Below are 12,616 nucleotides of genomic sequence, written 5' to 3' on the forward strand. Positions count from 1 at the left end.
AAGGAGGCACTCATGGCCGAACTCATTCTCGACAATCTGAACAAGAGCTTCGGGTCGGTGGAGATCATTCCGAAAGTCAACCTGCGTATCGAGGACGGCGAGTTTACGGTATTTGTCGGCCCCTCGGGATGCGGCAAATCGACCTTGTTGCGCATGATCGCGGGACTGGAAACGGCGACGTCGGGCGATATCAGGATCGACGGCGAAAGCGTGGTCCGCACCCCGGCGGCCGACCGGGGTGTGGCGATGGTCTTTCAGTCCTATGCCCTTTATCCGCATATGACCGTCCGGGAAAATCTTTCCTTCGGCCTCGAAAACATCCGCATGGAAAAGACCGAGATCAATCGCCGGGTCGAAGAGGCCGCCCGCCTTTTGCAGATCGACAAGCTGTTGTCTCGCAGGCCGAAGCAATTGTCGGGGGGGCAGAGACAGCGGGTCGCAATCGGTCGGGCAATCACCCGCGATCCAAAGATATTTCTGTTCGACGAACCTTTGTCGAACCTCGACGCCGAGCTGCGCGTCGTGATGCGATACGAGATCAACAGGCTTCATGAGCGTCTCGGCAATACGATGATCTACGTCACCCATGATCAGGTCGAAGCCATGACCATGGCCGACAAGATCGTGGTGCTGCGCTCGGGTAATGTCGAACAGGTGGGCGCTCCGCTGCATCTTTATAACAACCCGGACAACAAGTTCGTCGCAGGCTTTATCGGTAGCCCGCAGATGAATTTCGTCGAGGGACGGATCGGGACGGTGGACGAGCAGGGCATCGAATTCATCGGCGAAGGACTCGCGGCGCTCAGGCTCGAACGACGGGGTCTTCCGGTGAAGGAAGGTCAGAAGGTGACCCTCGGCATCCGCCCGGAAGATCTGGTGCCTGCCGACGACGGCTGGCGGTTGACTGTCTCCTTTTCCGAACAGCACGGCTCGGACACGTTCATTCACTGCCGGACCGATCAGGACGTGGGCTTCCTCGCTCACCAGCCGCGGCAGTTCGCAACCGAAAGGGGGGATGTCCTCAAATTGCGCCCCCGTGCCGACACCTGGCATCTTTTCGATGAAAACGAAAAGACCATCAGCCCCCTGTAATATTCTTCCGGATTTGCCGCACAAAGCGCCAATCCTGCCAAAAGAAAGGTATGACAATGCTTCGCTTTGCCGTCGTGGGCCTTGACCACGGACATATTTATTCTCACGTGGAAGGGCTATTGGCCGAGGGCTGCGAGTTCGTGGGCTACTGCCCGATCTCGCAAACCCCCGGAATGCTGGAGCAGTTTCAGGCGAAGTATCCGGACGTTCCGCAAATCGACCGCGATACCATTTTTGCCGACCCGAAGATCGACGTGATCTGCACGGCTGCGGTCGCCAATCAGCGGGCGGATATTGCTATTCGTGCCATGCGCTCGGGCAAGGATGCGATGATCGACAAGCCGGGCGTGACTACGCGCCAGCAATTGGCCGACGCCCGCAAGGTGCATGAGGAAACGGGAAAGTTCTTTTCGATCTGCTTTTCCGAGCGCCTTTGCGTGCCGTCCGCCGTCAAGGCCGGCAAGCTTATCAAGGAAGGCGCAATTGGCCGCGTCATCCAGACGATCGGGCTTGGACCGCATCAGAAGCACCAGAAGGCAGGCGGCCCCGACCGGCCGGACTGGTTCTGGGACACCCCGGCGACTGGCGGCATTCTTGTCGATATCGGCAGCCACCAGATCGACCAGTTCCTGTATTATACCGGCTCGGACAGCGCCAAGGTCACCATCAGCCAGATCGGCAACTTCAACACGCCGGAACATGTCGAGTTTCAGGACTTTGGCGATATGCAATTGCTGTCCGACACGGCCACCGGCTATATCCGTGTCGACTGGCATACGCCTGACGGTCTCGGCAAATGGGGCGACGGCCGTCTCGTCATCATGGGCACCGACGGTTATATCGAGTTGCGCAAATATATCGACATCGCCGGCCGCGCGGGAGCTGACCATCTGTTCCTGGTCAACGGCACCGAAACGCGTCATATCGACTGCTCCAGCGAGCCGCTCGATTATTTCCGCGAGTTTGTCAACGACGTGAAGAACCGGACGCAGACGGCTCTTAATCAGGAGCATGTCTTCGAGGTTTGCCGTCTCTCGCTGGACGCTCAGGAAAACGCGCGGGTCATCGCAAAGGTCTGATGAAACCATGAGTAATATCTATCGAATCGCCCTTGTCGGGGCAGGTATCGCAGAACGCCAGGCCCAGGGCCTTAGCTGGCTGAAAGACAAGTTCGAAATCGTTCAGCTTTGCTCGCTTGATCGCGAGCGAGGCGAAAAGGTTTGCGCATCCTACGGAATACCTGAATACGGGCAGGATTTCGAAGCGCTCCTGACGCGGGACGATATCGACATCATCAGCATCTGCACGCCCCCCTATCTGCATTATCAGATGACAGAGAAGGTTCTGCTGGCAGGCAAGCATGCCATCTGTGAAAAGCCGCTGTTCGGCAGCCTGGCCGAATGCGATCAGATGGAGAAACTGTCTGCGAGGACCGGCAAGATCGTCATGCCGATTTTTCAGTACCGCTATGGCAAGGGTCTTCAGAAGTTGAAACGGTTGATCGCGGAAGGGCTCGCGGGTCGACCTTTCATGACGACGATCGAGACGCATTGGTGGCGGCCGCAATCCTATTTCGATGTTGAATGGCGCGGAAAGTGGGCGACGGAACTCGGTGGCGGCTTTCTTGGGCACGCCATTCACGCGCACGACATGCTGACCTATGTTCACGGTCCCGTCGCCGAAGTCAGCGCGATGGGCGGGCCACTCATGAACGACATCGAGGTCGAGGATAACATGGTGGCAAGCGTGAGAATGCAGAACGGCTCCTATGCCGCTCTGTCCATGTCGCTGTCGTCCCGCAAGGAAATCTCGCGTCTGCGGTGGTGCTTCGAGGATCTCACCGTCGAAAGCGATCTTTCTCCCTACACGATGTATCGCGAGCCGTGGTTCTTCACCGGCAAGGACGAGGCGCATCAGAAGCGGATCGATGAGCTTCTTGCCGACTATGCTCACCATGAGGATGGGTATAGCCGTCAATATGAACTGTTATACGACGCGCTTGAAAAGGGAGCGCCGGCGCCTGTGACAATTGCCGACGGACGCCATGCGCTGGAATTGGTCGCCGCAGCCTATTTGTCCGAGCGGACCGGTCAGCGGGTTTCGCTGCCGATTGCAAAAGATCATCCGATCTATAACGGCTGGAATCCGGCTTAGAGCGTGTTGCGTCTAATCGGTTTCATGTCCTGCGGCGATGAAGAAGTTGCAGCCTTCGTCCTCGGTGAAGAGGCCGCGGACCTGGCCGACAGCACGCCAGAGGTCTTCGTAGGTCCGTGCCGCTGCCCTGCGGATCAGGGCCTTCAGTTTGGCGAAGGCCCTTTCGATCGGGTTCAGATGGGGCTGTCGGGCGGCAGGAAGAGAAACCACGCGCCAACGGCCTTCATGGCCGTTGCGGTCTGGGCGATGTTGCCCGGCGCGACATCGCCGACCTCAAGGGTCTTGCGGGCAAGCGCGTGGCCATCGGCGTGGAAAACAGCGGCACCTTCCTGACCGCCTCGCTGATCCTGTCGCTGACCGGGACGGAACCGGCCGAGAAGCTGCCGGCCGCGCCGCAGGACGCCTTGCCGCAGCTGAAGGCGGGGCAGATCGACGCGTTCTTCTATGCCGCCGGGGCGCCCGTGTCGCTGTATGTGGACGGCGACATCGACGGTGCTCGGTTCCACCTGCTGCCCATCCAGGACACCACGCTGCAAGCGGTCTATGCGCCCTCGACGCTGCCGGGGGGGCGTTATGACTTCCAGCCCGACCCGGTGGAACTGGTCACGGTCAAGGCGGTGCTGATGACCTATGAATACGACTCGTCGCAACGCCTATCATCGGGCGAATTGCCAGGGGCGGCAACCCGCCAGCGAATGACCGGCCGGGGGATCAGCGCGGCGGCGGCGGGTGTCTGGGACGGGGCGCCGGCGCGGTTCAGCAGCGGCCAGCCGGAGACGGTCGACAGGGCAGCCGCTGCCACCGGCCCTCCGGTCTTGACGGATGGGCGGCGCTGGACGCTGCGGATGGACGAACCGGGGGGCGCCGCGCGCGCCGCCTCAAGCCTTTTCTGCGAGTCCTCGGATTTCAGCCCCGCCCGGATCCGGGTGTGATCGGTCTCTGGTCGCCGCCGGTGCTGGGTTCCTTGTCTGTCATTCGGGACGGCTTCCGGTCAGGGGCATGGGCGGCGGGACGGCGTAGGGCCATGCGCGATTTTGCGGGATCAGGGCACATTTTTGTTGGCGAAACGCCCCGTGCTATTGCATAGACGCGGCATCCGCGGATTCGCGGGTGCAGATTGGGTGACCGGGCCCCTCTGGCGGATGTGGCGGCACATTCGTGATGTCGGCACTGTTTCGAAACAGCCGCCTGGATTCTTTGCATGGAAAACGGACTGCCTTCCGATGGCGCGCGCGCAGGCGCCCGGCCGATCCTTCACTATTTCACCTGGGCCTTCATCGTCACCGTCGTCGGCCTGATGCTGGGCGCCTATCTGGGCTGGCAGATGACCGGCACGGTCGGCGGCACGCTGACGATCTTCTTCATCTGCACGGTGCTGGCCGTGCTGGAAATCTCGCTGTCCTTCGACAACGCCATCGTCAACGCCAACAAGCTGAAGGAAATGACGCCGGTCTGGCAGCGCCGCTTCCTGACCTGGGGGATCGTGATCGCGGTCTTCGGGATGCGGATCGTCTTCCCGCTGCTGATCGTGGTGATCGCCGCCAGGATCGGCCCGTGGGAGGCCGTGGTCCTGGCCGCCGCCCAGCCCGCGGAATATGCCCGCATCATGCACGATGCGCACCTGCCCATCGCGGCCTTCGGCGGCACCTTCCTGATGATGGTCGGCCTGTCCTTCTTCTTCGACCACGAAAAGGACGTGCACTGGGTCCGCTGGCTGGAATCCAAGATGCAGAAATACGCCACCATCCGCGGTATCGAGGTCGCGGTGGTGCTGTCGCTGGTCCTGATCTTCTCGCGCTTCTTGGATCCCGCCGAATCCGAGGTGTTCTTCAAGTCCGCGATCTGGGGCCTGCTGACCTTCCTGCTGGTCGAGGTTCTGGGCGGGCTGCTGGACAGCACCCAGGAAACCCTTGTCGCGGGGGCCAAGGGCGGCCTGGGCGCCTTCCTGTATCTGGAGGTGCTGGACGCGTCCTTCAGCTTCGACGGCGTGATCGGGGCCTTTGCGCTGACCCAGAACCTGTTCATCATCGCCATCGGCCTGGGCATCGGCGCGATGTATGTGCGGTCGATGACCATCATGCTGGTGGAAAAGGGCACGCTGGCGCAGTATCGCTATCTGGAGCACGGCGCCTTCTACGCCATCATCGCGCTGTCGGTGATCATGTTCCTGCAATCCTTCGTCCACATCCCCGAGGTCATCACCGGCCTGGGCGGCGCGGCGCTGATCGGCGTGTCGCTGTGGTCCTCGATCCGATGGAACAGAAGGTTCGCCGAGGCAGGCGAGTAAAAGGAAACCGGCCGCAGAGCGATCCGCGGCCGGTTCTTTTCGACCCGTTCGAATGGAAGGCCGACAGGAGCCAGCAGCCGCGCAAGCATCTCGGTCACCTGATGCGGATTCGTGTAGGATTCAGGATGGAGGGGAAAGATGAATGGCGAACGCGCCCCGAAGGCCGCGTTCGACGGATCGCTCCTCGACGAAGATCTCGTCTCGGGGATTTTCTGATCAAGGGCAGGACGGCGATCACCAGGGCTGCGGCGCCGATTGGCAACACGGCGACCATGATGATGTAATTCGCCGTCGTCGGCACGCCGCAGCCCATCAGCACGCAGACCACCGCCGTCATCAGCAGGGTAAAAAGCAGCGTCGGCGTCTCGATGCTGAACAGTTCGAAGGACAGCCCCGCCAGCAGGCCATGCACCGATACCACCCAGCCCGCCGCGACCGAGGTCACCATGAAGGCGATCTTGAAGCCGACGCGGGTCAGGGTGACGACGCCGATCATCACGCCGGCCTTCCCACAGGCAGGTGCCGGTCTGCGCCTTATCCCTGTTTCCCTGAACCCAGCCTAGCCCAAAGGCGGCGCCGCCCACAACCGTCGAGGCTTGCGGAAACCGGGCCGTCCTGCCGCGCAAAGGCCCGTTCGTGCCTGCCCTGGCGGGGCACGGCAAGCGGGCGAACTTGACATTCGGGCCCCAAGGCTGCTGTTACCGGTCGTGGCAACAGCGAAGGAGGGGACGGATGGAACTCGACCGGATAGACGCGGTCCTGGGGACAATCGGCGGTATTGTCTGGGGGCCCTATCTTCTGATCCCGCTGTTGCTGGGGACCGGGCTTTATCTGACCTTCCGCTTGCAGGGCATCCAGTTGGTCCGGCTGGGCGCGGCGCTGCGGCTTGGCCTGCTGAAGCGCAAGGATGACGATGCCGAGGGCGACATCTCGCAATTCCAGGCGCTGACCACCGCCATGGCGGCGACCGTCGGCACCGGCAACATCGTCGGCGTGGCGACGGCCATCGCGGCGGGCGGGCCGGGGGCGCTGTTCTGGATGTGGGTCACGGCGATCCTGGGCATGGCCTCGAAATATGCCGAGGCCTTCCTGGGCGTGCGCTTCCGCACCACCGACGAGGTGGGCGAGAAGAACGGCGGCCCGCAATATTACCTGGAACGCGGCATCCCGAACGCCTTCGGCAAGCTGCTGGCGCTGGCTTTCGCGGTCTTCGCCGTCTGCGCCTGCTTCGGCATCGGCAACATGACCCAGGGCAATTCCATCGCCTCGAACCTGGAACGCAGCTTCATGATCCCCACCTGGGTCACCGGGGTGGCGCTGGCGGGCCTGACGCTGGTGGTGCTGGTCGGCGGCATCAAGTCCATCGGCCGGGTGACCGCCGGGCTGGTGCCGGTGATGATCCTGTTCTACGTGCTGGGCGCGCTTTACATCCTGCTGGTCAATATCCAGGCGGTTCCCGCCGCCCTGGGCGAGATCTTTTCGCAGGCCTTCACCGGCACGGCGGCGACCGGCGGGTTCCTGGGTTCCACGATCATGATCGCGGTGCAGTTCGGCGTGGCGCGCGGCATCTTCTCGAACGAATCCGGCATGGGATCGGCCGCCATCGCCGCGGCCTCGGCGCAGACCACCCATCCGGTGCGGCAGGGGCTGGTGTCGATGACCCAGACCTTCATCGACACCATCATCGTCGTGTCCTGCACCGGCCTCGTCATCGTCACCACCGGCGTCTGGAACGAGATCGACCCGCAGACCGGGACGCAGATCTCGCCCTCGATCATGACCGGGCAGGCCTTCACCCATGGGCTGCCGGGGCAGTGGGGCCATTGGATCGTCACCATCGGCCTGGTGCTGTTCGCCTATTCGACCATCCTCGGCTGGGCCTATTACGGCGAGCGCAACCTGGAACGCCTGGTCGGCCATCGCGGCGTGATGCCCTTTCGCATCCTGTTCTCGCTGGCGGTGCTGCTGGGCTGCACGGTGCAACTGGGCGTCGTCTGGAGCTTTTCGGACGTGATGAACGGGCTGATGGCGATTCCGAACCTGATCGGCCTCTTGATCCTGTCCGGCCTGATCGCGCGCGAGACCCGCTTCTACCTGCGCCACGATCCCCGGCTTGAGGCCAACCGCCAGCAGATCGAGGAATTCATGAAGGGCCAGCCCAGCTGGGAGGAATGGAAGGCCAGCGAGCGGTCCTAGCCGCGCGCGGCGGCCAGGGCGCGATGTCCCGTCCCGTGGGCGGGGCCATCGTAGACTTGGCCGCTTTCCGCCGCGCCGGTTCCTGCGCGATCATCGCTGCCGGTAAGATGCGCGGCCTTCCCCTTGCGTGACCCCTGCATGACGGAGTGTCCCGGAAAGGTTGCATTTCAATTATTTCTTTTGTTAGCCTCCAGGGACAGGGGTGGGATCGAGTCACCCCCCCAGACTCAGGAGGCAGCCATGTCGGACCGACATGCCACCGAACCCGAGAGACAAGCGTCCAGCCGCCGTGGAGAGTTGGCGCAGTTCCTTTTGCTGGCTTTCGGCATCTGGCCGGTGGTCGCGGTGGCGACCGTGGGCGGCTATGGGTTCCTTGTCTGGATGTATCAGCTGATCGCCGGACCGCCGGGGCCTTCGGGGCATTAGGGCCGTGTCCGCCGGTCCCGCCCTGTCGCGCCGGGATGTGTTGCGCGGCGCCACCCGCCCGGCGCCGTTCCTGCCCCGTCCCCCCGGCGTCACCGCCGCCTCGCTTGCCGCCTGCACCGGTTGCGGCACCTGCGTCCAGGCCTGCCCGCAGGCCGTCCTGACCCTGGCGCCCAAGGTCGTGGCGCTGCGGCCCGAGGCCGGGGAATGCACCTTCTGCAGCGATTGCGCGGCGGCCTGTCCCGAGCCGGTCTTCACGGCCGACCGGCGCATGGCGCATGTGATGCGGATCTCGGCCGACTGCTTCGCCCATGCGGGCATCGCCTGCATGTCCTGCCGCGATGCCTGTCCCGAACAGGCGATCGCCATGCAGCCCAGGATCGGCGCGCCGTTCCTGCCGCGCATCGACGCGGCCGCCTGCACGGGCTGCGCGGCCTGTTCGGCATCCTGTCCCGCCGGGGCGATCCTGGCGGTCGAACGGGAGGCCGAGGATGCCTGAGCCGCGCTGGCATGTCTCATCCGCCGTCGTGACGGTCGCCCCCGACGCGATGCCCGCTGTCCGCGACCGGGTGGCCGCGATGGACGGGGTCGAGATCCACGGCGGCGACGCCACCCGCCTGATCGTCACCATCGAGGGCGACAGCACCGGCAGGCTGGGCGACCGGCTGACCGAAATCAATCTGATCAAGGGCGTTCTGGCGGCCAGCATGGTCTTCGAGCACGCCGAGGAAACGGAGGATACGCCATGCCGCTTGACCTGACCCGCCGCCAGCTTCTCAAGACCCATGCGGCGGCGCTCGCCGCCTCGGCCGCCGGGCTGCCGCAGGCGGCCCTGTCCCAGCCCGTCGCGGGCGGGGTCGAGGCGCTGAAGATCCACTGGTCCAAGGCCCCCTGCCGGTTCTGCGGCACCGGCTGCGGCGTGATGGTCGGCGTCAAGGAGGGCAAGGTCGTCGCCACCCATGGCGACATGCAGCATGAGGTCAATCGCGGCCTGAACTGCGTCAAGGGCTATTTCCTGTCCAAGATCATGTATGGCGAGGACCGGCTCACCACGCCGATGATGCGCAAGACCAACGGCCAGTTCGACAAGAACGGCACCTTCGAGCCGGTCAGCTGGGACGAGGCCTTCGACCTGATGGCCGAGCGGGTCAAGAAAGTCCTGGCCGAGAAGGGGCCGGAAGGCATCGGCATGTTCGGGTCGGGCCAATGGACCGTGCTGGAGGGCTATGCCGCGACCAAGCTGATGCGGGCCGGGTTCCGGTCGAACAACCTCGACCCCAATGCGCGGCACTGCATGGCGTCGGCGGCGGTGGCCTTCATGCGCACCTTCGGCATCGACGAGCCGATGGGCTGCTATGACGATTTCGAACATGCCGATGCCTTCGTGCTGTGGGGATCGAACATGGCCGAGATGCATCCGATCCTGTGGACCCGGCTGGCCGACCGCCGCCTGGGCACGCCCGGCGTGACATGCGCGGTCCTGTCCACCTTCACGCATCGGTCGATGGATCTGGCCGACATCCCGATCATCTTCAAGCCGGGCACCGACCTGGCGATCCTGAACTATATCGCCAACCACATCATCCAGACCGGGCGGGTGAACCAGGACTTCGTGGACCGGCACACGGTCTTCAAGAAGGGCGCCACCAATATCGGCTATGGGTTGCGCCCCGAACACGAACTGGAACTGGCCGCCACCGGCGCCGGCAATCCCGGCCTGATGGAGGACAGCGATTTCGAGGCCTTCAAGGCCCATGTCTCGACCTATACGCTGGATCACGTCAGCGAGTTGTCGGGCGTCGAGCCGGGTTTCCTGGAGGAACTGGCCGAGCTTTACGCCGATCCCGACCGCAAGGTCATGTCGCTGTGGACGATGGGCTTCAACCAGCACGTCCGGGGCGTCTGGGCCAACCAGATGGTCTACAACATCCACCTGCTGACCGGGAAAATCTCGGAACCCGGCAACTCTCCCTTCTCGCTGACGGGCCAGCCCTCGGCCTGCGGCACGGCGCGAGAGGTCGGCACCTTCGCCCACCGCCTGCCCGCCGACATGGTGGTGACCAATCCCGAACACGTCGCCCATGCCGAGGATCTGTGGAAGCTGCCGCATGGGCTGCTGAACACCAAGCCGGGCTTCCACGCCGTCCAGCAGGACCGGATGCTGAAGGACGGGGTGCTGAACTTCTACTGGATCCAGGTGAACAACAACCTGCAAGCCGCGCCGAATTCCCAGAACGAGACCTATCAGGGCTATCGCAACCCCGACAACCTGATCGTGGTCTCGGACGCCTATCCGACGGTGACGGCGCTGGCCGCCGACATCATCCTGCCCGCCGCCATGTGGGTCGAGAAGGAGGGTGTCTATGGCAACGCCGAACGGCGCACCCATGCCTGGCACCAACTGGTCGACGCGCCGGGCGAGGCGCGGTCGGATCTGTGGCAGCTTGTCGAATTCTCGAAACGCTTCACCACCGACGAGATCTGGCCCGCCGAGATCCTGGACGCGAACCCGGACTTCCGCGGCAAGACCCTGTTCGATGTCTGCTTCGCCAACGGCCAGGTGGACCGGTATCCGCTGGACCAGGTGCGCGCGGATTACCCCAACCAAGAGGCGCGGGATTTCGGCTTCTATCTCCAGAAGGGCCTGTTCGAGGAATATGCCAGCTTCGGGCGCGGCCATGGCCACGACCTGGCGCCCTATGACGTCTATCAAAGCGACGAGGTGCGCGGGCTGCGCTGGCCGGTGGTGGACGGGCAAGAGACCCGCTGGCGCTTCCGCGAGGGCCACGATCCCTATGTGAAGCCGGGCAAGGGGGTCGACTTCTATGGCAATCCCGACGGCCGCGCGGTCATCATCGCCGTCCCCTATGAACCGCCCGCCGAAAGCCCCGACGACGAATTCGACATGTGGCTGGTGACCGGCCGGGTGCTGGAGCATTGGCATTCCGGGTCGATGACCATGCGCGTCCCCGAGCTTTACAAGGCCTTCCCCGGCGCCAAGGTCTTCATGAACGCCATCGACGCGCGCGAACGCGGGCTCAACCAGGGGATGGAGGTGCGCATCGTCTCGCGCCGGGGCGAGATCCGCAGCCGGGTCGAGACCCGCGGCCGCAACCGGATGCCGCCCGGCGTGATCTTCGTGCCCTGGTTCGACGCCAGCCAGTTGATCAACAAGGTGACGCTGGACGCGACCGACCCGATCTCGAAACAGACCGATTTCAAGAAATGCGCCGTGCGGGTGGAGCGGGTGTGATGGGACAGCTTCGCCTTTCGATCGCGCTTGCCGCCTGTCTCGCCGCCAGCTTCGCGATGGCGCAGAACGTCCCCGAACTGTCCGGCCCGCAGCCCGATCCGATGCGGTCGGTGCGCGCCGCGCCGATCGCGCAGTTCGTCACCGACGACGTGCGGCAGATGCGCGCCTATCCCGAACAGCCGCCGGTCATTCCCCACTCGATCGAGGGCTATCAGCTGTCGGTCAACACCAACCGCTGCATGTCCTGCCACACCCGAGAGATGACTCAGGGGTCGGGCGCGCCGATGATCTCGATCACGCATTACATGACGCGCGAGGCCCAGATGCTGGCCGACGTGTCGCCGCGCCGGTATTTCTGCACCCAGTGCCATGTGCCGCAGGCCGACGCCCCGGCGCTGATCGGGAACACCTTCACCGACATGTCCGACCTGGGTGCGACCGGCGCGGGGAGTGAGTGAGATGCGCCGGATCCTGCAACCCTTCCGCTGGTTCTGGCGCGTGTTGTGGACCCCTGCGGGCACGCTGGGCCTAGGCTTCCTCACGCTGGGCGGCTTCCTGGGTGGGGTGATCTTCTGGGGCGCGTTCAACACCGCGCTGGAATTCACCAATACCGAGGGCTTCTGCATCTCGTGCCACGAGATGCGCGCCAACGTCTATGAAGAGATGTCGCGCACGGTCCATTACTCGAACCGTTCGGGGGTGCGGGCGGGCTGTCCGCAATGCCATGTGCCGCATGACTGGACCGACAAGATCGCCCGCAAGATGCAGGCATCGAAAGAGGTCTGGGGCAAGGTCTTCGGCACCATCGACACGCGGCAGAAGTTCCTGGAACACCGGCTGGTGATGGCCAAGCGCGAATGGGCGCGGCTGAAGGCGAATGACAGCCTGGAATGCCGCAACTGCCATTCCGCCATCGCGATGGACCTGGGCCGACAGGCCCCGCGCGCGGCCGAGATCCATTCGACCTATCTTCTGTCGGGCGAACGCACCTGCATCGACTGCCACAAGGGCATCGCCCACGACCTGCCCGACATGACCGGCGTGGAACCCGGCTGGACCCTGCCCGCCGACCTTCAGGGAGAGATCCAGCCCGGCCTGACCCCCGCCGAGGAAATCCACAGCTTCCTGCGCCAGACCCCGGCGGAGTGATACCGCCGCGCGCCAGGCGTTTCATCGCCGCCTTGGGCATCCTTGCCGACCTGATCCTGCCG

The 12,616-nt window shown here is 64.0% G+C and carries 14 protein-coding genes; 12 read left to right on the forward strand and 2 right to left on the reverse strand.

Annotated features, from left to right (window positions below):
• Window positions 1-12: 12 nt before the first annotated feature.
• The 3 genes from PXD02_RS04230 to PXD02_RS04240 are packed head-to-tail and all read left to right on the forward strand — an operon-like array spanning window position 13 to window position 3,246.
• Entirely contained in the window at window positions 13-1,092 is a 1,080-nt protein-coding gene (locus tag PXD02_RS04230) for an ABC transporter ATP-binding protein (RefSeq protein ID WP_275105678.1), read from the forward strand.
• A gap of 56 nt (window positions 1,093-1,148) precedes the next feature.
• A complete protein-coding gene (locus tag PXD02_RS04235) occupies window positions 1,149-2,171 on the forward strand; it encodes a Gfo/Idh/MocA family protein (protein WP_275105679.1) in 1,023 nt (340 codons plus the stop codon).
• Window positions 2,172-2,178: 7 nt separating this feature from the next.
• Window positions 2,179-3,246, forward strand: coding sequence for a Gfo/Idh/MocA family protein (locus PXD02_RS04240; protein ID WP_275105680.1), 1,068 nt, complete (start codon window positions 2,179-2,181; stop codon window positions 3,244-3,246).
• Window positions 3,247-3,258: 12 nt separating this feature from the next.
• Here PXD02_RS04240 and PXD02_RS16840 read toward each other — a convergent pair whose 3' ends face one another.
• Window positions 3,259-3,456: a hypothetical protein gene (locus PXD02_RS16840; protein WP_473092091.1), complete on the reverse strand. Its 198-nt coding sequence runs from the start codon at window positions 3,454-3,456 to the stop codon at window positions 3,259-3,261.
• On the opposite strand from PXD02_RS16840, the gene PXD02_RS04250 reads away from it, so the two are divergent.
• Window positions 3,363-4,178 carry a TAXI family TRAP transporter solute-binding subunit gene (locus tag PXD02_RS04250; RefSeq protein ID WP_473092055.1) on the forward strand — a complete coding sequence of 272 codons (816 nt, stop codon included), beginning with the start codon at window positions 3,363-3,365 and terminating at the stop codon, window positions 4,176-4,178. The genes PXD02_RS16840 and PXD02_RS04250 overlap by 94 nt on opposite strands.
• Window positions 4,179-4,447: 269 nt before the next feature.
• A complete protein-coding gene (locus PXD02_RS04255) occupies window positions 4,448-5,533 on the forward strand; it encodes a DUF475 domain-containing protein (RefSeq protein WP_275105682.1) in 1,086 nt (361 codons plus the stop codon).
• Between the two features lie 94 nt (window positions 5,534-5,627).
• Here PXD02_RS04255 and PXD02_RS16770 read toward each other — a convergent pair whose 3' ends face one another.
• Window positions 5,628-6,071, reverse strand: a complete 444-nt coding sequence (locus PXD02_RS16770; protein WP_342759882.1) for a TRAP transporter large permease subunit — start codon at window positions 6,069-6,071, stop codon at window positions 5,628-5,630.
• 194 nt (window positions 6,072-6,265) lie between these two features.
• Here PXD02_RS16770 and PXD02_RS04265 point away from each other — a divergent pair, with 194 nt between their 5' ends.
• From PXD02_RS04265 to PXD02_RS04295, 7 genes are all read left to right on the forward strand, one after another.
• The gene (locus PXD02_RS04265; RefSeq protein WP_275105683.1) at window positions 6,266-7,729 is read left to right on the forward strand and encodes an alanine/glycine:cation symporter family protein; all 1,464 of its coding nucleotides are present in this window, start codon (window positions 6,266-6,268) and stop codon (window positions 7,727-7,729) included.
• Between the two features lie 240 nt (window positions 7,730-7,969).
• Window positions 7,970-8,155: a periplasmic nitrate reductase, NapE protein gene (gene napE / locus PXD02_RS04270; RefSeq protein ID WP_275105684.1), complete on the forward strand. Its 186-nt coding sequence runs from the start codon at window positions 7,970-7,972 to the stop codon at window positions 8,153-8,155.
• A 4-nt stretch (window positions 8,156-8,159) separates the two neighbouring features.
• Window positions 8,160-8,651 (forward strand): 4Fe-4S dicluster domain-containing protein, encoded by a 492-nt coding sequence (locus PXD02_RS04275; RefSeq protein ID WP_275105685.1) that lies wholly within the window; start codon window positions 8,160-8,162, stop codon window positions 8,649-8,651.
• Entirely contained in the window at window positions 8,644-8,913 is a 270-nt protein-coding gene (locus tag PXD02_RS04280) for a chaperone NapD (protein ID WP_275105686.1), read from the forward strand. The genes PXD02_RS04275 and PXD02_RS04280 overlap by 8 nt, the downstream gene beginning before the upstream one ends.
• A complete protein-coding gene (gene napA / locus PXD02_RS04285) occupies window positions 8,898-11,405 on the forward strand; it encodes a periplasmic nitrate reductase subunit alpha (RefSeq protein ID WP_275105687.1) in 2,508 nt (835 codons plus the stop codon). Before PXD02_RS04280 ends, napA begins: the two co-directional genes overlap by 16 nt.
• Window positions 11,405-11,863 (forward strand): nitrate reductase cytochrome c-type subunit, encoded by a 459-nt coding sequence (locus PXD02_RS04290; RefSeq protein ID WP_275105688.1) that lies wholly within the window; start codon window positions 11,405-11,407, stop codon window positions 11,861-11,863. The genes napA and PXD02_RS04290 overlap by 1 nt, the downstream gene beginning before the upstream one ends.
• A gap of 1 nt (window position 11,864) precedes the next feature.
• Window positions 11,865-12,554, forward strand: coding sequence for a NapC/NirT family cytochrome c (locus PXD02_RS04295; RefSeq protein WP_275106358.1), 690 nt, complete (start codon window positions 11,865-11,867; stop codon window positions 12,552-12,554).
• Window positions 12,555-12,616: the final 62 nt, after the last annotated feature.

Origin of the sequence: Paracoccus sp. S3-43, assembly GCF_029027965.1 — a bacterium.
Lineage (GTDB): Bacteria > Pseudomonadota > Alphaproteobacteria > Rhodobacterales > Rhodobacteraceae > Paracoccus.

What these genes read in the sequence shown, in the direction of transcription:
- PXD02_RS04230 (WP_275105678.1), top strand. Translation starts at nt 13, where the DNA reads ATGGCCGAACTCATTCTCGACAATCTGAACAAGAGCTTCGGGTCGGTG.
- PXD02_RS04235 (WP_275105679.1), top strand. Translation starts at nt 1,149, where the DNA reads ATGCTTCGCTTTGCCGTCGTGGGCCTTGACCACGGACATATTTATTCT.
- PXD02_RS04240 (WP_275105680.1), top strand. Translation starts at nt 2,179, where the DNA reads ATGAGTAATATCTATCGAATCGCCCTTGTCGGGGCAGGTATCGCAGAA.
- PXD02_RS04255 (WP_275105682.1), top strand. Translation starts at nt 4,448, where the DNA reads ATGGAAAACGGACTGCCTTCCGATGGCGCGCGCGCAGGCGCCCGGCCG.
- PXD02_RS04265 (WP_275105683.1), top strand. Translation starts at nt 6,266, where the DNA reads ATGGAACTCGACCGGATAGACGCGGTCCTGGGGACAATCGGCGGTATT.
- napE (WP_275105684.1), top strand. Translation starts at nt 7,970, where the DNA reads ATGTCGGACCGACATGCCACCGAACCCGAGAGACAAGCGTCCAGCCGC.
- PXD02_RS04280 (WP_275105686.1), top strand. Translation starts at nt 8,644, where the DNA reads ATGCCTGAGCCGCGCTGGCATGTCTCATCCGCCGTCGTGACGGTCGCC.
- napA (WP_275105687.1), top strand. Translation starts at nt 8,898, where the DNA reads ATGCCGCTTGACCTGACCCGCCGCCAGCTTCTCAAGACCCATGCGGCG.
- PXD02_RS04290 (WP_275105688.1), top strand. Translation starts at nt 11,405, where the DNA reads ATGGGACAGCTTCGCCTTTCGATCGCGCTTGCCGCCTGTCTCGCCGCC.
- PXD02_RS04295 (WP_275106358.1), top strand. Translation starts at nt 11,865, where the DNA reads ATGCGCCGGATCCTGCAACCCTTCCGCTGGTTCTGGCGCGTGTTGTGG.